Origin of the sequence: Thiomicrorhabdus sp. Milos-T2 (genome assembly GCF_000702325.1) — a bacterium.
Lineage (GTDB): Bacteria > Pseudomonadota > Gammaproteobacteria > Thiomicrospirales > Thiomicrospiraceae > Thiomicrorhabdus.
Window position 1 is genome coordinate 2,102,151 of sequence record NZ_KL370891.1, and the last position, 20,185, is coordinate 2,122,335.

Consider the following 20,185-nt stretch of genomic DNA (forward strand, 5'->3'; position numbering starts at 1 on the left):
TCTTATAGAATATAGGTCTTAGTTACCTTATTATATTTACCTATTATATTCAGCTTATTCTATTGTTTTAAATTTTTAGAGATACCCATGCCAGAAACTCAAAATTCCCAAACTCCTAAAAACGCTGAAATCAGCTCTGAGCTCCCCAAATACATTAATCGTGAGCGTAGCTTGCTAGAATTTAACCGTAGAGTGTTAGCACAAGCGACCAAAGCAGAAATTCCATTACTGGAACGCGTTAAATATCTATGTATTTCCAGTAGTAATATGGACGAATTTTTTGAGGTTCGCTTAGCCGGATTAATGGAGCTAGCAAAAGACTCTAATGCCTTAACTCAGCCAGACCAACAGCCCGCTCAACAAGTTGTAGACTGTCTATTAAAGGCCTCACATGAGATTGTTGAAGAACAATATCACACCTTAAACAACATTCTTATTCCAGCACTTGAAAAAGAAAATATTCGTTTTGTCCGCCGTAACCACTGGACGGAACAACACAGAGAGTGGATCAGTAAGTTTTTTATTGACCAACTTCAACCAGTACTTAGCCCAGTGGGATTAGATCCTTCACACCCTTTTCCAAAAGTACTCAACAAAACTTTAAACTTTATTGTTTCCTTAGAAGGTAAAGACGCCTTTGGTCGTTCAAATGGTTTAGCGATAGTTCCCGTTCCACGCTCATTACCGCGTTTAGTCAAGCTTCCTGGTGACGCGACTGATGGGGAAAACGACTTTATATTCCTATCATCCATATTACACGCGAATGTCTCTCGACTTTTCCCTGGCATGACTGTAACGGGTTGTTATCAATTTAGAGTTACTCGCAACACAAATCTATTTATTGATGAAGAAGAAGTGGATGACCTCTTAAGCGCCTTACGAGGAGAACTCTCAGGTCGTCAGTATGGTGGTGCCATTCGTTTAGAAGTTGCCGACAATTGCCCACAACACCTCATTGATTATTTACTTGACCGTTTTAATTTACATAAAGAGTCGCTTTATAAAGTTAATGGCCCAGTGAATTTACACCGTTTAGATGCAGTACCTGGCATGGCGAATCGCCCAGACTTATTGTTTAAACCTTACTCTCAAAAACCATTAACCACTAAAAAACGTCCGTCTAAAAACGCCTTTAAAATTTTTACGCGCCATAAAGAATCCGAAAAATTATTTGATAAAATCAAACAAAAAGACATCTTATTGCACCACCCATATGATTCTTTCGCCCCTGTTATAGATTTTTTAAAACAAGCTTCCGTTGACCCTGATGTATTGGCCATTCGCATGACCTTATATCGTACGGGTGAAGATTCAGAGATTATTAAAGCACTCGAGAAAGCCGCTCAAAATGGTAAAGAAGTTACTGCGGTGGTTGAACTGAGAGCGCGATTTGATGAAGACAATAATATTTTACAAGCTACTCGCTTACAAGATGCGGGTGTGCATGTTGTATACGGTGTAGTTGGTTATAAAACGCACGCTAAAATGATATTAGTGTTGCGCCGTGAAGACGACCGTATTCGTTATTACACCCATATGGGAACAGGTAACTACCATCATATTACAACGCGATTCTATTCAGACTTTGGCTTATTTACCGCCAACCCAATCATTGGTCGAGATGCGTCTAAAATTTTTCAGCAGCTCACCAGTTTAGGCGATACTAAAGATTTAGAATTGCTTCTACAATCCCCCTTTACTTTAAAGAGTGGCATGATTTCAAAAATTGAGCGCGAAGCCAATAATGCCAAACAAGGAAAGCCTGCACGAATTATTGCCAAAATGAATGGTTTAGAAGAGAAAGGCATGATTGACGCCCTGTACAAAGCTTCTCAAGCCGGTGTAAAAATTGACCTTATTGTGCGTGGAATTTGTAGTTTACGACCTGGTATACCAGGCCTGTCAGAAAACATCACCGTTACCTCAATTATTGGTCGTTTCTTAGAACATCACCGAATTTATTATTTTGAAAACAACGGTAGTAAACCAGAACTATTCTGCTCAAGTGCTGATTGGATGCGACGCAACTTATTATCTAGAGTAGAAACTTGTTTTCCAATATTAGATGATACCTGCTTTCAGCAAGTTTATACCGAAGGTTTAGCCATGTATTTACAAGACAACACCGGTGCTTGGATTCTCCAGCCCGATGGAAGTTACCAGGCTAAAACAGCAGACCATGATGCGCCTTATAATGCTCAATCGTTATTAATTGAAAAATACAGTGCCCAATAACCAACAATACAAACTTTTTAAGACCTTTGCTCCCACGGGCATAAACACATAGTAGGAGCAAAGGTATCATAAAGAATATTGATTGAGGGTTATAAAGACAACCCTGAGCAAAAACGGTACACTACTCCAAAATCAAAAAAGTCTACAAACATAGCCAAATAAGATACTGAATATCCCTATGACACAACCCTTCACAACCTCTAATCAACCAAACCACTCAAGCTCTGATTTATTTGCCGCCATTGATTTAGGCTCCAATAGTTTTCATATGATTATTGCTCGTGAAGCCCATGGACAAATGCAAGTCGTTGATAAACATAAAGAGATGGTACGTTTACGTGCAGGTTTAGATAAAAATGGCAAACTATCCAATAAAGCGTTTCAGGAAGGTATTGAGTGTTTAGAACGTTTTGGACAACGTATTAAAGACATTCCTACCTGTAATGTAAGAGCAGTAGGCACAAATACACTGCGCAATGCAACCAATAGTCGTGAATTTCTAAAACAAGCAAAACAAGCTTTAGGCAACAGTATTCAAATTATTGCTGGGCAAGAAGAGGCGCGTTTAATTTATCTTGGTGTTGCTCACGGATTACCACCAAGTAATGAACAACGCTTAGTGATGGATATTGGTGGTGGCAGTACTGAATATATCATTGGTAAAGAGTTTGAAAACAGCCATTTAACCAGTACCGAAATGGGCTGTGTTAGCATCTCTCAAAACTATTTTCCTAAAGGAAAAATTACCGAAGAATATTTTAATAACGCCGTTTCTAAATGTCGCCAGATATTACGCCCTCACCGCAGCACATTGCGTAAAAAAGGCTGGGATATCGCCATTGGCGCTTCAGGCACAATTAAATCTATTGGCGTTATTTTAGAAATCAATAGCTGGACAGAATCTGGAATTACCCTGCAAGGTATGATTGAGTTAAGTAAAGAACTGATTAAAGCTGGGTCAGCAGAAAACAGTAAGTTAGCAGGCATAAAAGATGAACGCCGTCCGGTACTAATAGGTGGCTTAGCCATCCTAATCGCAACCTTTATGGAGCTTAATATCGAACGAATGCAAGTCTCTTCTAATGCTCTGCGCGAAGGGTTGATTTTTGATACTTTAGGGCGTCTAAAAGCAGAAGATGTACGCGAAATAAGCGTTATAGCCATGCAAAAATGGATGAAAGTAGACATTGAGCAAGCTAATGCCGTGGCTAAAACGGTCAAATCCTTATATAGACAAAGTCATAACACTTGGAAATTACATTCTGATGATTATGATTTAAAACGCATATTAAAATGGGCTTGTCGTCTTCATGAAATTGGGGTTTCTATCAGTTTTAAACGGTCACGCCACCATAGTGCATACCTAATTGCGCAAGCGGATATGGCTGGCTTTAACCAGCAAGAAAAACAGATATTAAGCGCTTTGGTCGTTAACCAACGTGGAAAATATAGCGAAGAATATTTTGAAGAAATAGATGACAGCATTAAACCATTAATGCCTTACCTTACGGTTTTATTAAGACTTTCAGTACGAATTCATCGTGGCCGTGATTTAGAGCAAGTAGAACCCATATTACGTATTATCGATGATAAAGAGTTACACATAGAATTTAACCAAAATTGGTTAGCTGAACACCCCCTAACCCGTTTAGATTTAGAGTCGGAAGCCAAACACCTCTCTAAATTTGGATTTACCCTCTTTTTAGAATAAAAACAAGGTAATTCAACCGACCATTCAAGACGCTAAAAATAAGCTACCAGGCCTGGTAGCTTTTCTTAAAGCTTAATAAACATCTAGTTGCAAACGTTTAGTTTGCTTAAGTGTTTTCCAGAAAGCATTTGCCTCTTCCTCATCCATATTTCCCTGCTGTTGAAAGATTTGTATAAACACTTCTTTAACCGATACCGCTAGCGTGGTTTGGCTACCGCATATATAAATTTCAGCTTGGTTATGAATTAACGTCCAAAGCTTTTCTGACTGCTCCAATAAACGTTGGGTCACATACTCTTTTTTAGCTTGATCACGAGAAAAGGCATAAAAAGCTTCTACTAAGCCTTGATTTTGCCATTCTTGAATTTCCTCACAAAAAAGACAATTTGTCTTTTGATGAGTCTCTCCAAAAAACAGCAGTGCTTCACCTATTGTTTGGCCGTTTGATTTTTGCAAATTTCTGTATTGCATAAAACTTATAAAGGGTGCCAACCCCGTACCCGCACCAATCATTACAATGGGAATATTAGCTTCTTGAGGAAGTTTAAATGTAGGGTTAGATTTTAACTCACCAGAAACAACCAGGCCTGGTTGTGCCTCCTGTAAAAAATAACTAGCGACTCCAAATCGTTGACGCCCTAAGTTTAAATACTCCACCGCTTTATATAAAATTGACACTTCATTTTTACCCGCATCGGCAGAAGCAATCGAGTAATAACGTGGTGCTAATGGCGATAAATAGTTTAAGAACTCTACGCCCTTTTCGGCTAACTGAGGATAAAGTTCTAACAAATCCAAGATATCTCGCCCATAGGCATAATCCATCATAGCCTGCCTATCAGACCAATCACCCAAACCTAATTGACGTTGAAGTTTATTTAAAATAGCCGGATTTAATTGAGTTAACTCTAGATGACTTTGTAAAGCTTGTTTAACCGTTACCAGGCCTGCACGTCTTAATTCAAGGAGTTCATCACCCTGTAAATTAAGTGCGGCTAATAAGGCTTGAACCATTAATGAGGTATTTTGTGGTTGAACGGTTAACCAATCACCAGGCTGGTAATTAAAGCCTTCACTATCATCTAATGCTGAGAACGTTAGATAAAAGATAGATTTTTCTTTGGAATGAGGCGTTATACAGGTGTTTTGTTTAACAATGAGGTTCATAAAATTAGGTTCGTAAAGTCCGTTCTAAACTTCTTAAATTACAGTTAATTGAAAGATTTTAACTGTATTAAATTGAATTTAATCAGGCTGCACAACAGTCCTTTACTAACCTAATTTAATAACAAATCACTATGAGGCTTGAGTTATTTCGCATTTTTTAGGTGTTTAATATTGAAGCTTGGGCAAACGCCTTAAGTCCCCTTGTAATAAATGGTGCAAGGTTCTTAGCGTAGTGAACGGTAAAAAAACGCTGCTGTTTGAGCGTAGCGAGTTCAGCGTTTTCAGTTCACAAGCTTAGAACTTGCCCATTTATGGAGTGGGGTTTGTTTTTTGGTTACTTTTTTGCCAAATTGCAAAAAGTAACGGGAAGCCTGAGTGACAAAATTAAAGGCAAAGGTTCAATATTTAAAAGGCTTCTCAACTTCCGTACTGTCAGATTATATCTAAACTTTGATATTTTAACTAATGTTATGCACCTAGAATAATAAAGGTTTAAATCAACACCGTTATGAGAAAATTTTAACGAATACTTTCCACAAAAACGGTTAGCCAAGGTGCCGTTGCTAAAATGGTAATGGCAGACATCAAACCAGCAATTAAACCAATTCCTATTTGCGGAAGTAAATTATTCTGTTTCATTTCAACAGCGGCCATTTGGCGTTCTACAGACACAAAAACCTCTACTTGACGCTTAAGTAAACTATTTAATGTCTTAATTTGTTTAAACAGTAACTGCTGTTCTTTTTCGATGGTAAAACGTGATTTTTTCGCTTGCTCATCCATATCACGCATTTGACCCGCTAGTTGGCCTATTGAAGCATCCATCTGTTTGACTAAAGCTTCAATTGCGGTCTTGTCTTCTTTTAACCATTCAAAATCAGGCGTAATCATATCGGACATATCCATGTCTTCATAACGATCATCAGAACCATTATTTGCACGACTACGGCGCATTGCTTGTTCTAATAATACACTCTTTGAACCCAGTGGCTCCACCTGTCTTAAATCAATTGCCATGGTTTTAATCCTTGTGTGCTTTTACTACAACTCTTTTTTATGTATATATTTGAGACCATATTTACTTGCACAGTCTCATAGAGTTGTCAGTTTTTTGTCGTTATTTTTATTATTCTATTTGTAAAACCTTGTATGCAGAAAATATGCCAACTTAGAATTTATCACTATAATTTTGTTAGAATCTCCTTGAAACCTCATTAAAGCCTCATTAAACCCGACTCCCAACTTAGGATAATTATGAAATATATTGGTGCTCATGTCTCCGCAGCAGGAGGAGTTGAAAATGCTCCTATTAGAGCTCATGAAATTGGTGCAACGGCCTTTGCCTTATTTACTAAAAATCAAAGACAGTGGGTCGCTAAACCACTTACTCAAAAAAGCATAAACTCCTTTAAAAACAACTGTGAAAAATTTGGTTACGGGGTAAATCAAATACTTCCCCATGACAGCTATCTAATAAACTTAGGTCATCCCGATTTAGATAAACGCCAAAAATCACTCAATGCATTTATAGATGAGTTACAACGCTGTGAACAGTTAGGCATTAATCGCTTAAATTTTCACCCTGGCAGCCATCTTCGAGAAATATCTGAAGAACAATGCATGGACTTTATTACCGAATCGATTAACTTTGCTTTAGACCAAACACAAGGCGTTATTGCTGTTTTAGAGAATACGGCAGGACAAGGCTCTAACTTAGGCTACAAACATGAACAACTGGCTTATATTATTGACAAGGTTGAAGACAAATCTCGTATTGGAGTGTGCATTGATACTTGCCATGCTTATACGGCGGGTTACGATTTAAAAAATGATTACCAAGGTGTAATGGCAGACTTTGAAAAAGTGGTAGGGTTTGAATATTTAAAAGGTATGCACATTAATGACTCTAAATCCAAACTCGGTCAAAAATTAGACCGGCACCACAGCTTAGGTCAAGGTGAAATAGGCTGGGACATGTTTAAACAGCTAATGCAGGATAAACGTATTGATAATATCCCCATGACATTAGAAACCATTGACCCATCCATTTGGGCAGATGAAATACAGCAACTTAAAGATTGGGCTAAGATGAATTAGAGAACTGGCTAAAACCTTTGCAGGCGTCAGGGATGTAAGAAAAAAGTATGACTGATTCCTTTTGCGTAGAGATACTACTTGCGACATAGAAAATGAATGGAGTAAGATAACCTTCTATTCACACAAAACATATCCATTCAATGAACAAAAATCAATTTATCGAATTCGTCATGCAAACTGGCGTTTTAAAATTAGGCGAATTTACGCTTAAATCGGGACGTATTAGCCCATATTTCTTTAATGCTGGCCTCTTTAATACAGGTGGTCAACTAGCCAAACTTGCCAAAGGTTACGCCGGAGCTATCGCAGAATCTCACTTTGATTTTGATGTCTTGTTTGGCCCAGCTTATAAAGGAATTCCTTTAGCGGCCACGACCAGTGTTTCTTTAGCCAATGACTTTAATATTGATAAACCTTACGCATTCAATCGTAAAGAAGCTAAAGATCATGGTGAAGGAGGTAATATTGTTGGGCACGCTTTGGAAGGTAATGTTCTGATTATTGATGATGTCATCACAGCCGGAACGGCAATTCGTGAAGCCATGGATATTATTACTGCTAATGGCGCTAAACCTGCGGGTGTTGTCATTGCCCTTGACCGCATGGAGAAAGGTAAAGGTGAGCTATCGGCCATTCAAGAAGTTGAACAAGAATACGGAATTCCGGTCATGAGTATCATCACCCTAAATGATATTATCAACTATTTAGCAGAATCCAATGACCCGCAAAGCCAACACTATTTAGATGCAATGAAAGTCTATCGTTCAGAATACGGAATTGGTTAATGCTTAACCGCTTTAAGAAAAGACTCTTTTCAGGTGAAGATAATGGCAAGTAAACTTCGTGAATTAATGCTTTTAAGACACGCTAAATCAGACTGGAAACAAGAAGATTTAGCCGATATCGACCGCCCTCTATCTGATAAAGGCAAAAAGCATGCCGCTAAACTGGGGAAATGGCTTAATCAAAATAATTTAATGCCAGATTTAATTTTAGTTTCACCAGCCCTAAGAGCCCAACAAACCTTACGACGAATTTGCAATGAATGCGCAGCAACCGCCATTACGGTTGAATCACTTTATCTGGCCGATATAAACCAGCTTAAACAAGTTCTAGCTGAAGCTCCCTTTGCGGAACGCATTATGCTCATTGGCCATAACCCAGGATTAGAATCACTTTTTAACTATTTAGTTGCTCAACCAGATGCATCACATGTTCAACTATTCCCCACTTGTGGGCTAGCTCACTTAATCATGCCAAATGATTGGACTTCCTTAGAGCCAATGGATGGAAAGTTACAACAATTCATTACACCTAAAAAGATTAAAAACAGCTTATAAAAACTAGCAAAGACCAGTTTTGTGGTCAATCAACCCTTTTTTTACTCGCTTCAACCCGTATATTAAATACAACAAGACCAAATTTGATATTGTTAAAGCACATATAACTATATTTTGGCAAAATTACATGTTATATTTAGAAAAAGTAAAAATTTTTAATTTATATATATAAAAGGATACAAAAATGAAGACTAAATTGCTTCCTCTTGTTGCTGTTATTTCTCTAGCCGCTGCTGGATCTGTTCAAGCTCACTCTTCTGTTGAAGCAAAAGGTGACATCATGGCAGACGGAACTTCTGCCTATGTTGTTGACTCGTGGGGTCGTATCGTTCGTGACAACGAAAACCGTTGTGTACGTTCAATTCACTGGAGCAAAGACACTGCCATCGCTAAATGTGAAGGTTGGGCTGAGCCTAAGCCAGCACCAGTAGTTGTGCCAGCTCCTGCTCCAGCACCAGCACCCGTAGTTGAAGCACCAGCTCCTGCTCCAGCGCCTATGGCTCCAGCTAAATTCATTGGTCACTTCGACTTTGACAAAGCAGATGTTCAAGAAGTACCTGAATTAGATACTTTTGCAGCTTACATGAACGAAGTTGCTGACAGCAAAATCGCAATTACTGGTCATACTGATAGCACTGGTCCTGAAGCTTATAACCAAACACTTTCTGTTAAGCGTGCACAAGATGTTGCTGACTACCTTGCTGGTAAAGGTATTTCTGCAGACCGCATGATGGTTAAAGGCATGGGTGAGTCTTCACCAGTTGCAGACAACGCAACCAAAGCTGGTCGCGCTGAAAACCGTCGTGTTGAGGTTGAAATTGTTAAATAATTTAACATTTCAAAACCTGGCATAGGTTGAAAAAAATACCCGCTTTAAGCGGGTATTTTTTTATCTAAATATTACTGATTTACTTAATAACTTAAACCATAACTTAACTCACAACTTAACTTATTGCCTTAAGCATTAGCGAAATTCCAACTAAAATCGTAATCACTTCAAAGCTACGTTTAACTAATTGATTGCCTTTTACTATGGCAAAATGCGCCCCTAGATAACCACCAATTAACGAACCTAAAATGAGTGCTGGCAACCAGCTCCACTCGATATTACCTAAAAATCCTAAAGTAATTGCCCCAGAACCATTCCAAAAAATCCCTACTAATATTAATGTGTAGGCCACTGCAGCTTTATAGTCCAAACCAAACCAACGTACTAGCCATAAGGTCACGAACAATCCGGTACCAGAGGTTAATGAACCATTTAACCCTCCAATTAAAAACAGAACTAAACCACCAACTACCAGGCCTGGTAAGTCTCTATTTTTTGTATCTAATGTTTGTCCTAAACTTGGTTTAAACCAAGAGTACAAACCTAAACCTAAAGTTAATACGCCCAATAGACCTTGAGAAATTCTGTCATCTACTTGCAGAATAATACTTGCGCCAACCACTACTCCAGGCAAACCCGTTGCTAAAATGTAAACCGAAAACTTCCAATCAAATTCTGATGATTTAAGATGCCGTGCTGTTGCTCCTAACCCTAAAAAGACACTCGCGACTTTATGAGTTGCTAAGGCAGTACCAAAAGGCAAGCCTAAAAATAGAAGCGCAGGCAATTGAAGTAAACCTGCTCCACCACCTGCTAATGCTGAGAATAAATTCGCTACTAGCGAAATAATAAATAAGATTAGTTGTTCAAATATGTCCATGTGCTTATTGTATTCGACATCTACATTAGAGATTGAATTTCAGACATAAAAAAAGCCACTCAAATTGAGTGGCTTCTTTAGTCAATAACACTTTTTTAAGTGGACGTTAATCTTCTGACTTTTGAAGGTGTACATCCATCTGAGGGTAAGGAATTGAAATTCCAGCCGCATCAAACTCGGTTTTAACTTTTTCATTCATATCCCAAAGTACATTCCAATAATCACCTGAATTGACCCATGGACGAACAATAAAGTTAACACTACTATCACCTAGCTCAGAAAGTGCGACTACTGGAGCAGGATCTTTTAAGATACGCTCATCTTCTGCAACTAACTTCTCTAAAATTGATTTTGCTTGACGAATGTCATCGTCATATCCAATACCAAAAACCATATCTACACGACGAGTATCTCGTGCTGAGAAGTTGGTAATTGCTCCACCATAAATACCACCGTTTGGAACAATCACTTCTTTGTTATCACCCGTACGCATCGTTGTGCTGAAAATCTGTACGTTTTCAACCACACCCATTACACCACCGGCATCAATAAAATCACCGCTTTTAAATGGTTTGAACACTAAAATCATCACACCTGCGGCAAAGTTTTGCATTGAACCTTGTAACGCTAAACCAATCGCTAAACCTGCAGCACCGATTAATGCGACTAGTGAGGTTGTATCCACACCTAACTGGTCTAATGAAGCGATAATAACAAATAAGATTAGCACTGCATTAATAATAGAACCGATGAAGTTAACTAACATTTCGTCCATTGTTTCTGAACGATTTAAGAGTTTCTTCACTAGATTTACAATAACTTTAACAACCCATCTACCAATCACAAAAATTGCAATGGCAATCACTGCCTTAATGACCCATGGCATGGCATAATCATTCAATAAAATATCTAAGTCCATCGTACCTTTCCTTTCCTTTATTTTTTATAAATCGTAATTTTACTCTACTGAGCAGTAATAAGTGTTCCAACACCTTCATCCGTAAAGACTTCAAGCATAACCGCATGTTCAACACGTCCATCAACAATGTGAGCCGTGTGCACACCATTTTGTACCGCTTCTAAAGCACATTGAATCTTTGGTAGCATACCACCATAAATTGTACCATCCAATATCAGCTTATCGACACTTTCCGTATTTAACCCAGTTAATAATGTACCTTCTTTATCTAACAGGCCTGGGGTATTGGTCAATAACATTAATTTTTCGGCATTTAAAGCTTCTGCAATTTTACCGGCAACTAAATCGGCATTAATATTGTAAGACTGGCCGGTCTTATCAACGCCTACTGGAGCAATAACAGGAATAAAGTCATCTTGAATCAACATATCAAGCACTTTTGTATTAATGGTTCCCACTTCACCAACGTGGCCTAAATCGATAATTTCCGGTGCTTTTAATTCTGCTGCATTGCGCTTCATCTTCATTTTAGTGGCGCAAATTAAATTACCATCCTTACCGGTTAAACCTACGGCGTTACCACCCGCTTGGTGAATCAGGTTTACTATTTCTTTGTTAACTAGGCCACCTAGAACCATTTCAACAATATCCATGGTTTCTGTGTCTGTAACACGCATTCCTTGAATAAACTCGGACTCTTTACCAACTCGTTCTAGCAAGTTACCAATTTGAGGGCCACCCCCATGAACGACAACGGGATTCATTCCCACTAATTTCATGAGCACAATATCACGTGCAAAACCTTGCTTTAACTTTTCGTCAGTCATCGCGTTACCACCATATTTAACAACAATGGTTTTACCGGCAAAACGCTGAATATAAGGCAAAGCTTCAGTTAATACCGAAGCAATGTTTTGAGCTTGTTCTTTATTTAAGTTCATAGTCTTTTGTACTTTCATTTTTACTTTTATCTCAATCGATTTTTTATAACCGGTTACTGAAGTTTTTTAAGGTGAAGTTTTTAAGGTAAAGTTTTTTAGGGCTAGCTTAGATTTAATCTCTAAAGTTATTGAACTGTAGTGGCAAGTCTAAATCTTCCATTGCTTTTAACATTTGCATCACCTGCTGCAAATCATCACGCTTTTTACCGGTAACACGAATACTGTCACCTTGGTTAGACGATTGAACTTTGATTTTAGAATCTTTAATCGCTTTAATAATTTTTTTAGCTAAAGGCGCATCTAAGCCCTCTTTCATTTCTATTTCTTGTTTAGCGGTTTTAAGTTGAATATCCGCATCTTTACGATCCATACACTTAACATCAATACCACGACGATTCGCTTTTTGAACCAAAATATCAAACATTTGGTCTAACTGAAAGTCTGACTGCGTTTTCATGGTGACATTCGTCCCTTTCAGTTCAAACTCAGAATCGGTTCCCTTAAAGTCATAACGTGTTGTCACTTCTTTATTTGCTTGATCTAAAGCATTTAGTAGTTCGTGTTTATCAAGTTCTGAAACAATATCAAAAGAAGGCATATTCTCTCCAAAATAACCCTACCAGGCCTGGTAGGTTTTAAATTTAAAATAATTCTATTATTTTACCACTTGAGACCTTTGTGCGAGTCGAGGATGTAAGAAAAAAGTGAAAGAATTCTTTCAGAGAGCTTTACAAGAAATTGGTTCGAGATATGTTCGAGATAGGTGAGAAATATCTCAAAATGAGATAAATCATTATTCACTAAGAGACCTTTGCATGAGATAGGTGCGAAAGAAAAATAGGCGTAAGTACCCCTTGAGGGTAAAAAATTTACCTAATTCTAGACTTACCCCTTCGGGCGTCGAGTTCTTCGTTTGCGGCGGAAAACGCAGGGAATAGCTAGCTATTCACAAGTTTTTCAACAAAAATAAGGTGAATTTTAACCATTTTTACTCGTGCATACTCTCGTGCAAAGGTCTCAATAAGCTTTATAATTCAGTTCTATCACTCAATTTTGTACCAAAAAACCATGCCTAATAAAACTGAATTTCACCCAAACGTATCTCAAGTCGCTTCAGCCATTCAACCTTTTCACGTTATGAAAATATTAGCGGAAGCCAAAGCACTAGAAGCCAAGGGTGTGGAGGTCATTCATATGGAAATTGGCGAACCAGACTTCCCTTCTTTAAATTGTATACATCAAGCTGCAGACCAAGCTATGCAACAAGGCTTAACTCATTACACACCCACTATGGGTTTGCCTGCTTTAAGAGAAAAATTAGCGAATTTTTATGCTGATTTTTATCACGCTAAAGTTAATTCACAAAATATTATGATAACGCCAGGGTCATCAACCGCATTGCAATTAGTCTTAACAGCGCTATTAAATCCCAAAGATAAAGTCTTACTAGCAGACCCTGCTTATCCTTGTAATCGTCAATTTGTAAACTTACTGCACGGCGAACTACTTGCCATTCCGGTTTCACATGAAACACAATATCAGCTTAATTTAGAGTTACTTAAAGCCAACTGGCAACCTGGAATTAAAGTGGTTATGGTCGCTTCCCCAGCAAATCCAACGGGAACGGTGATAGAACAGTCTGAACTGATTGCCATGGCTAATTTTTTAGCTGAAAAAAATGTTTATTTTATTGTAGACGAAATTTACCAAGGCCTGGTTTATGAGCGCCCTGCTGAAAGCATTTTAGCCAATCAGCACCTCCCCCAAAACGTCATTGTTATTAACTCTTTTTCTAAATTTTTTGGTATGACCGGCTGGCGTTTAGGCTGGACAGTCGCTCCAGACCCTTTAATGCCTATTTTAGATAGACTTGGACAGAATCTATTTTTAGCCGCCCCTACCCCCTCTCAATATGGTGCTTTAAGAGTACTCGACAAAGATGCCCTGCAAGCTTTAGAAGCTCGCCGCTCGGTTTTTGAACAGCGTCGAAATGTGTTAATTAACGCTATGCAACAAGCAGGCTTCACCCCCAAACTGATTCCTGATGGGGCTTTTTACCTTTATTGGGATATTTCAGAATTTAGTGATAATAGTGCACAGTTTTGTGCTGAGCTTTTACAGCAGACGGGCGTGGCTATTACACCAGGCAAAGACTTTGGATACTTTCAAGCCAATCAACATGTTCGCCTAGCGTACACTTGTGATGAACCTCTATTAAAAGCGGCCGTTAAAAAAATTAGCGAATTTTGTAAATCGATTAATCAAAGTATTTAACCCACTAACAATAAATGCTTCTGAGTTATTCAGGTTTAACTATTTAGGAATTGCTTTTTTAAGGTAATCCTATCCCTTTTGCTCCTAAGTTGATAAGATGGAAACCTCTTTATTTTTAACTATAAGAGACCTTTGCACGAGATAGGTGCGAAAGAAAAATGAGGGAAAATTTGCCTGATTGCGGCGGAAAACGCAGGGAATAGCTAGCTATTCGCAAGTTTTTCAACAAAAATCAGGTGAATTTTAACCATTTTTATTCGTGCATACTCTCGTGCAAAGGTCTCTATAAAAGAGTACGAAAGTAATTTACTTTTGTGGACATGGATGATGACTCAAATAGAATTTCTAGAATGAAAAAGAATACTATCCTAACCCCACTGTTAATCATCACGATATTGGCACCTCTATTTGCTTACTATCAATACTCTCTACAACAAATACCTGAAAAAGTTGTACAGTCTCAAAAAAACATTATTAATGTTGATACGTTAGACTTAAACTTTAAGATGAGTTTACTTGCCCAAAAAAGCCTAACTACCTATATTGCAGCCTTAAAAAACCAGCAAGAAGACCAACTAAATAGTGCCATTGACTATTTAGATAACGCATTAGCTTTTACAGAAATAGACTATCTCAAAAATACTCAATTTAGTGTTCAAGCTAAACAACAGTTATTACAAGCATCAACCATTATTCGCACACAAAAACTGACTCCAACTGAAGAAGACATTATTAAATTTACCGATTTAATAAACCAAACATCCGACTTAGCCAAAAAATTTGAACACGAAACATCAAAAGATATTCAACAAAACTATATCGAGTTGAAAACCAATGGCTATAAAGAAATTAAACTATACCAAATTCTTACACTTTCTTTTATTGGTCTGTTATTCATTAGTCTCTGGTTTAGTTTTAAACAACGCCAACTTATAAACCTAAAAGACTCTAATCTAAACAAACTTCAGCGTTTAGCTTATATCGATCCATTAACTAAGATTGCCAACCGTAAAAATATTGAAAATGCGATTGAAAATAAAATTAAGCTTTGTCGAAGAACTAAAGACTCTTTTTACATTGCCCTAATCGACTTAGACAACTTTAAAAATGTTAACGATTTATTGGGGCACTCTGCGGGAGATGAACTCCTCAAAAAATGCGTAAATGATTTTAAAAGAATTATTCGTCAGGAAGATTTAATTGGACGGTTAGGAGGAGATGAGTTTCTTATTCTATTTAACGAGCATACTGATGAACACGCCTTAATAGCGGTAATGTCACGCATCCACGCCTGCTTTGCCCAGCCAACTCAAATAAACGACACCATGTTTAACGTGACCACCAGTATTGGAATAGCCAATTACCCTAAAGATATTGGGCTAGCGCATGATAAAGATAATAAAGATAATAAAGATAATAAAGATGATAACGATATTATGCAGAACTTAATTAAGTCTGCGGATATTGCTATGTATCAAGCCAAAAATCTAGGTAAAAATCAGTTTGCCTTCTTTGATGAAGAATTAGAATCTCAAATTAAGTTAGAGCATACAATGGATAAAGAGATTCAAACCGCCATTGAAAATGATGAATTTGAACTTTATTACCAACCTCAAATAGACTCAATTAGCCGACGCATTATAGGCGCTGAAGCCCTTGTAAGATGGAATCATCCAGAAAAAGGCTTAGTCATGCCCGTCGATTTTATTGGTTTTATAGAAAAAGGTTATCACACCGTAGAATTTGGTGAATGGGTCGTAAAAACCGCGGCAATGCAGCAAAAAGAATGGGAAAAACTGGATATACCGATCACGATTTCGGCAAACCTTTCCGTAAAACATATTCTATCCGCCAACTTCTATCTGAGAATGACCCATATTATTGAAGAGTTAAACATAGATTTAAACGGCTTTATCTTTGAAATTACTGAATATGAATTAATTAAGTCTAAAACAGTTGCCATTAAGGATTTAAATAAACTGCAGGAAGCAGGCTTTAGATTCTACTTAGACGATTTTGGAACGGGCTATTCATCGATTAGTTATTTGAGTCAACTGCCTATTGAAGGCATAAAAATCGACAAAAGCTTTATTGATTATGTTCAACCTAATCAAGAAAAGAAAAAACTGGTTGATTCCATCATTCAGCTTGGCACCACCCTCAACAAAAAAGTGATAGCCGAAGGCGTTGAAAATAAATACCAAGCTTATTTTTTAAATGAATCGGGCTGCCAAGCATTTCAAGGTTACTTATTTTCTGAATCGCTTCCCGCAACAGAGTTTGAAAAGTTCTATGCTATACATCAACGTGAAAACACGCTTCTTTAGACATCTTTGACCGCTCTAAATAATTAAGAACGTAGTATGAAAGAAGTTTGTGTAACACTCTCTCTACTTGGTCCCTGTTGAGCCAAACCCACCCTCACCTCTTTCAGTAGCGTCACCAAACTCTTCCACTTGGGTAAACACCGGTTGTAAAACAGGCACGATTACCATCTGTGCAATTCGTTCGCCCACTTCTACTTTATAAGATTTATCACTACGGTTCCAAACAGAAACCATTAAAGGGCCCTGGTAGTCTGAATCAATCAGACCAACTAAGTTACCTAAAACAATTCCGTGCTTATGCCCTAATCCAGAACGAGGTAATAGCATCGCGGCTAAACCGGCATCATCTAAATGAATTGCCATTCCCGTTGGAATCAATACCGTTTGACCAGGTTCAATAATCATCTCCTCATCAATACAAGCTCGCAAGTCTAAGCCGGCAGAACCTTTGGTACCGTAATGAGGCATTTCAATTTCATTACCTAAACGTTTATCTAAAATTTTATATTCAACTTGAATGGTCATTATTGTCTCCTTGAGACATTTATTTATATTGGGTATATGTATTTTATGATTGTTTAAATAAATCTTTTAACCACGAAGACACGAAAGCACGAAGATTTCTAATATTTAATACCAGCTTAAATTTAACGAATAACCAAACTAAACGTAATAAATTAATCGCTTTTAAACTTTACAAATGCAGAGCTTATAGGCATGACTTAAGATTGTTAGGCTATGATTTTCGAATCGCTTTTATTTATTTTTTTATCTTCGTGCCTCTGTGTCTTCGTGGTTAATTTTTTACAATACTGGATAATCAATCACAAAATATGGATACCCTTTATATTTAATGAAGTGTGCAATATCCTATATTTTACATGACACAATCCCTGCAATGCGACGCTTTTTAGGAAGCCTAATTGGATAATTTTATGTAATCCTATACACTGGCTTTGACTATGATTATCATTACTGTAAATTGAATTACAATCAATAGATGCATAGACCGCACTTAATTGTTAAGGAAACGTTTTGTTTAAAATTCACACACCTGAAAACGCTCTAAATAGACTGCAAACCTATGGTGAAGAATTGGCTAATAGCTTAAGTCATGGCCTAGGATTATTAGCCATAATACTGGGCACACCCTTTTTAATTCTTCACGCTGTAGATAGCGAACAAACGGGCTACATTGTCGGGGTCTGTATTTTTGCCGCTAGCATGATACTGCTCTATTTAGGCTCGACTCTCTATCATTCCGTCCCTAATGGACGTTTAAAAAACGCCTTTCAGATTGTTGATCATTCAATGATTTTTATTTTAATTGCCGGAACTTACACCCCGTTTACTCTTGGCGTTTTACCTGGTGGCTGGGGTTGGTCTCTCTTTGGTATTACCTGGGGATTAGCCGCATTGGGGATTAGCTTAAAAGTTTTTGGCGGAGCAATGAGCCGACCTATTTTTGACAACATTCTTTATTTAGTCATGGGCTGGATAATTGTTATTGCCATTGAACCACTCATTAACAACCTGTCAAGCATCGGTATGTTTTGGCTTGTGACCGGTGGTATCTCATATAGCTTGGGCATGGTTTTTTACCTTACCGACACTAGGCTGGCTTATGGTCACTTCTTATGGCATTTATTTGTATTAGGCGGCAGCATTAGCCATTTCTTTGCGGTGTGGTATGCTAACCCAACTTATGTAACACCAACCGTACTAGGGTAAAAAGTAATAGGGTCATGGCGTAAATTCATTTCCTATTAAGACCTTTGAAAAGTTCTCCCTACTTAAACTTATCAACGACGATAAAGATTCTGGTGTTTTGTAAAAAGAGACCTTTGCACGAGAGTATGCACGAATAAAAATGGTTCTAGGTGCCCCTTGAGGGTAAAAATTCACCCGATTTTTGTTGAAAAACTTGCGAATAGCTAGCTATTCCCTGCGTTTTCCGCCGCAATCAGGCAAATTTTCTCTCATTTTTCTTTCGCACCTATCTCGTGAAAAGGTCTCAAATAGACACCAAAGCAAACTACAAAAAATCAACAAACCCAAAAGATTTAGGATTTTTATGGAAAACATTAGCAGCATTCTTTCTACCGCGAGCAGTTTGGCCTGGGGGCCTGCCATGCTCGTATTGTTATTAGGTACAGGCATATATCTAACGATTCGTCTTAAGTTCTTGCCACTTCGTCATCTTTTTTATGCTTTTAGCTTACTTTGGAAAAGCCGAAAATCAAAAGAAGAAGGTGACATTACTCCATTCAGCGCCTTAATGACCGCCATGGCCGCCACGGTAGGTACCGGTAATATTGCCGGTGTTGCTGCGGCTTTATTTATTGGTGGGCCTGGCGCAATTTTTTGGATGTGGATGACCGCTTTAGTTGGTATGGCTACTAAATACAGTGAAGCAGTGTTGGCCGTCAAATATCGTGAAGTGGATGACGAAGGTTGCCATGTTGGTGGCCCCATGTATTACATTAAAAACGGGATGGGTGAAAAGTGGAAACCTCTCGGTTTTGCATTTGCCTTATTTGGAACCATCGCCGCATTTGGTATTGGTAATATGGTTCAAGCCAATGCTGTCGCTGGAGCCATGCAAAGTGCCTTTGATATAAATAATCAACTAACAGGCCTGGTATTAATGGTATTGGTTGGATTAGTGTTGTTTGGTGGTATTAAACGTATTGCTCATACAGCCACCGCATTAGTGCCGATTATGGCAGTACTTTATATCGGTTTTTCACTTTATATCTTAATTATGCATGCCGATGCTCTTCCTGGTGCTTTTAATACCATTATTAAAAGTGCCTTTACAGGCAGTGCTGCGGCTGGTGGTTTTGCAGGAGCAAGCATTATCCTAGCCATTCAATTTGGTGTGGCACGAGGTGTATTTTCCAATGAAGCCGGTTTAGGAACGGCGCCAATTGCTCACGCGGCAGCCAAAACGAATAATCCGGTAGAGCAAGGTCATATTGCTATGCTTGGAACATTTATTGACACCATTATTCTTTGTACCATGACTGCATTAGTCATTATGGTAACGGGGGTTTGGACTAGTGGCGAAACGGGTTCGCCGTTAACCGCTCTAGCCTTTACTACCGGATTAGGTTCTGATCTTGGTGCAGTCGTTGTTGCCGTTGGTTTAGCGATCTTTGCTTTTACGACCTTAGTGGGCTGGAGTTATTACGGTGAAAAATGTGCCGAATATATTGCAGGAACAAAAGTCATTACTGGCTATCGCGTGTTATGGGTTATTGCTGTTTTTGCGGGTGCCGCGCTGTCTGATTACTTTAATACGGTATTAATATTAGCGGACGTTTTAAATGCGCTTATGGCCATTCCAAACCTAATTGCCTTATTGGTACTTGCCCCCGTAATCGTTAAATTAACCCGAGATAATTAATAACAACCTAATAATAAGAGACCTTTGCATGAGATAGGTCTCAAGAAATCACTTCT

At 38.2% G+C, this 20,185-nt stretch carries 17 protein-coding genes; 10 read left to right on the forward strand and 7 right to left on the reverse strand.

The features are described from left to right. Nucleotides 1–87: 87 nt before the first annotated feature. On the forward strand, nt 88–2,235 hold the full coding sequence (gene ppk1, locus BS34_RS0109500; protein ID WP_084151608.1) for a polyphosphate kinase 1: 2,148 nt from the start codon (nt 88–90) through the stop codon (nt 2,233–2,235). 178 nt (nt 2,236–2,413) lie between these two features. Further along, nucleotides 2,414–3,946: an exopolyphosphatase gene (gene ppx / locus BS34_RS0109505; RefSeq protein WP_029408290.1), complete on the forward strand. Its 1,533-nt coding sequence runs from the start codon at nt 2,414–2,416 to the stop codon at nt 3,944–3,946. Between the two features lie 72 nt (nt 3,947–4,018). Here ppx and BS34_RS0109510 read toward each other — a convergent pair whose 3' ends face one another. Further along, nucleotides 4,019–5,113: a flavodoxin domain-containing protein gene (locus tag BS34_RS0109510; RefSeq protein WP_051640784.1), complete on the reverse strand. Its 1,095-nt coding sequence runs from the start codon at nt 5,111–5,113 to the stop codon at nt 4,019–4,021. 519 nt (nt 5,114–5,632) lie between these two features. After that, a complete protein-coding gene (locus tag BS34_RS0109520; RefSeq protein ID WP_029408292.1) occupies nt 5,633–6,130 on the reverse strand; it encodes a hypothetical protein in 498 nt (165 codons plus the stop codon). 237 nt (nt 6,131–6,367) lie between these two features. Between BS34_RS0109520 and nfo the strand changes: the two genes are divergently transcribed. From nfo to BS34_RS0109540, 4 genes are all read left to right on the forward strand, one after another. Further along, a complete protein-coding gene (nfo, locus tag BS34_RS0109525; protein ID WP_029408293.1) occupies nt 6,368–7,210 on the forward strand; it encodes a deoxyribonuclease IV in 843 nt (280 codons plus the stop codon). Between the two features lie 140 nt (nt 7,211–7,350). Beyond that, the gene (gene pyrE, locus BS34_RS0109530) at nt 7,351–7,995 is read left to right on the forward strand and encodes an orotate phosphoribosyltransferase (protein WP_029408294.1); all 645 of its coding nucleotides are present in this window, start codon (nt 7,351–7,353) and stop codon (nt 7,993–7,995) included. A gap of 42 nt (nt 7,996–8,037) precedes the next feature. Then, nucleotides 8,038–8,550, forward strand: coding sequence for a SixA phosphatase family protein (locus BS34_RS0109535; RefSeq protein ID WP_029408295.1), 513 nt, complete (start codon nt 8,038–8,040; stop codon nt 8,548–8,550). 184 nt (nt 8,551–8,734) lie between these two features. Next, nucleotides 8,735–9,379: an OmpA family protein gene (locus tag BS34_RS0109540; protein WP_029408296.1), complete on the forward strand. Its 645-nt coding sequence runs from the start codon at nt 8,735–8,737 to the stop codon at nt 9,377–9,379. Nucleotides 9,380–9,494: 115 nt separating this feature from the next. On the opposite strand, the gene BS34_RS0109545 is transcribed toward BS34_RS0109540, so the two are convergent. The 4 genes from BS34_RS0109545 to BS34_RS0109560 all read right to left on the reverse strand — a co-directional run bounded on the left by BS34_RS0109545 (nt 9,495) and on the right by BS34_RS0109560 (nt 12,717). Further along, nucleotides 9,495–10,259: a sulfite exporter TauE/SafE family protein gene (locus tag BS34_RS0109545; protein WP_029408297.1), complete on the reverse strand. Its 765-nt coding sequence runs from the start codon at nt 10,257–10,259 to the stop codon at nt 9,495–9,497. Nucleotides 10,260–10,365: 106 nt separating this feature from the next. Further along, complete coding sequence (locus BS34_RS0109550) at nt 10,366–11,178, reverse strand: mechanosensitive ion channel family protein (protein ID WP_029408298.1); 813 nt, start codon at nt 11,176–11,178, stop codon at nt 10,366–10,368. A gap of 44 nt (nt 11,179–11,222) precedes the next feature. After that, a complete protein-coding gene (gene argB / locus BS34_RS0109555) occupies nt 11,223–12,137 on the reverse strand; it encodes an acetylglutamate kinase (RefSeq protein WP_029408299.1) in 915 nt (304 codons plus the stop codon). 94 nt (nt 12,138–12,231) lie between these two features. Then, nucleotides 12,232–12,717, reverse strand: coding sequence for a YajQ family cyclic di-GMP-binding protein (locus tag BS34_RS0109560; protein ID WP_029408300.1), 486 nt, complete (start codon nt 12,715–12,717; stop codon nt 12,232–12,234). Between the two features lie 470 nt (nt 12,718–13,187). Here BS34_RS0109560 and BS34_RS0109565 point away from each other — a divergent pair, with 470 nt between their 5' ends. Next, on the forward strand, nt 13,188–14,393 hold the full coding sequence (locus BS34_RS0109565; RefSeq protein WP_029408301.1) for an aminotransferase class I/II-fold pyridoxal phosphate-dependent enzyme: 1,206 nt from the start codon (nt 13,188–13,190) through the stop codon (nt 14,391–14,393). Between the two features lie 350 nt (nt 14,394–14,743). Next, nucleotides 14,744–16,720 (forward strand): putative bifunctional diguanylate cyclase/phosphodiesterase, encoded by a 1,977-nt coding sequence (locus BS34_RS0109570; RefSeq protein WP_158661002.1) that lies wholly within the window; start codon nt 14,744–14,746, stop codon nt 16,718–16,720. A gap of 63 nt (nt 16,721–16,783) precedes the next feature. Here the strand turns inward: BS34_RS0109570 and dut are convergent, their stop codons facing one another. Beyond that, complete coding sequence (gene dut, locus BS34_RS0109575) at nt 16,784–17,239, reverse strand: dUTP diphosphatase (RefSeq protein ID WP_369699488.1); 456 nt, start codon at nt 17,237–17,239, stop codon at nt 16,784–16,786. Nucleotides 17,240–17,755: 516 nt separating this feature from the next. On the opposite strand from dut, the gene BS34_RS0109580 reads away from it, so the two are divergent. Together BS34_RS0109580 and BS34_RS0109585 are read left to right on the forward strand one after the other, a co-directional pair. Continuing rightward, nucleotides 17,756–18,451 (forward strand): PAQR family membrane homeostasis protein TrhA, encoded by a 696-nt coding sequence (locus tag BS34_RS0109580; protein WP_051640785.1) that lies wholly within the window; start codon nt 17,756–17,758, stop codon nt 18,449–18,451. A gap of 343 nt (nt 18,452–18,794) precedes the next feature. After that, a complete protein-coding gene (locus BS34_RS0109585; RefSeq protein WP_029408305.1) occupies nt 18,795–20,129 on the forward strand; it encodes an alanine/glycine:cation symporter family protein in 1,335 nt (444 codons plus the stop codon). The last annotated feature ends 56 nt before the right edge of the window (nt 20,130–20,185 follow it).

Excerpts from the sequence above, each read along its gene's own strand:
- ppk1 (WP_084151608.1), top strand. The coding sequence starts at position 88 with ATGCCAGAAACTCAAAATTCCCAAACTCCTAAAAACGCTGAAATCAGC.
- ppx (WP_029408290.1), top strand. The coding sequence starts at position 2,414 with ATGACACAACCCTTCACAACCTCTAATCAACCAAACCACTCAAGCTCT.
- BS34_RS0109510 (WP_051640784.1), bottom strand. The coding sequence starts at position 5,113 with ATGAACCTCATTGTTAAACAAAACACCTGTATAACGCCTCATTCCAAA.
- BS34_RS0109520 (WP_029408292.1), bottom strand. The coding sequence starts at position 6,130 with ATGGCAATTGATTTAAGACAGGTGGAGCCACTGGGTTCAAAGAGTGTA.
- nfo (WP_029408293.1), top strand. The coding sequence starts at position 6,368 with ATGAAATATATTGGTGCTCATGTCTCCGCAGCAGGAGGAGTTGAAAAT.
- pyrE (WP_029408294.1), top strand. The coding sequence starts at position 7,351 with ATGAACAAAAATCAATTTATCGAATTCGTCATGCAAACTGGCGTTTTA.
- BS34_RS0109535 (WP_029408295.1), top strand. The coding sequence starts at position 8,038 with ATGGCAAGTAAACTTCGTGAATTAATGCTTTTAAGACACGCTAAATCA.
- BS34_RS0109540 (WP_029408296.1), top strand. The coding sequence starts at position 8,735 with ATGAAGACTAAATTGCTTCCTCTTGTTGCTGTTATTTCTCTAGCCGCT.
- BS34_RS0109545 (WP_029408297.1), bottom strand. The coding sequence starts at position 10,259 with ATGGACATATTTGAACAACTAATCTTATTTATTATTTCGCTAGTAGCG.
- BS34_RS0109550 (WP_029408298.1), bottom strand. The coding sequence starts at position 11,178 with ATGGACTTAGATATTTTATTGAATGATTATGCCATGCCATGGGTCATT.
- argB (WP_029408299.1), bottom strand. The coding sequence starts at position 12,137 with ATGAAAGTACAAAAGACTATGAACTTAAATAAAGAACAAGCTCAAAAC.
- BS34_RS0109560 (WP_029408300.1), bottom strand. The coding sequence starts at position 12,717 with ATGCCTTCTTTTGATATTGTTTCAGAACTTGATAAACACGAACTACTA.
- BS34_RS0109565 (WP_029408301.1), top strand. The coding sequence starts at position 13,188 with ATGCCTAATAAAACTGAATTTCACCCAAACGTATCTCAAGTCGCTTCA.
- BS34_RS0109570 (WP_158661002.1), top strand. The coding sequence starts at position 14,744 with ATGAAAAAGAATACTATCCTAACCCCACTGTTAATCATCACGATATTG.
- BS34_RS0109585 (WP_029408305.1), top strand. The coding sequence starts at position 18,795 with ATGGAAAACATTAGCAGCATTCTTTCTACCGCGAGCAGTTTGGCCTGG.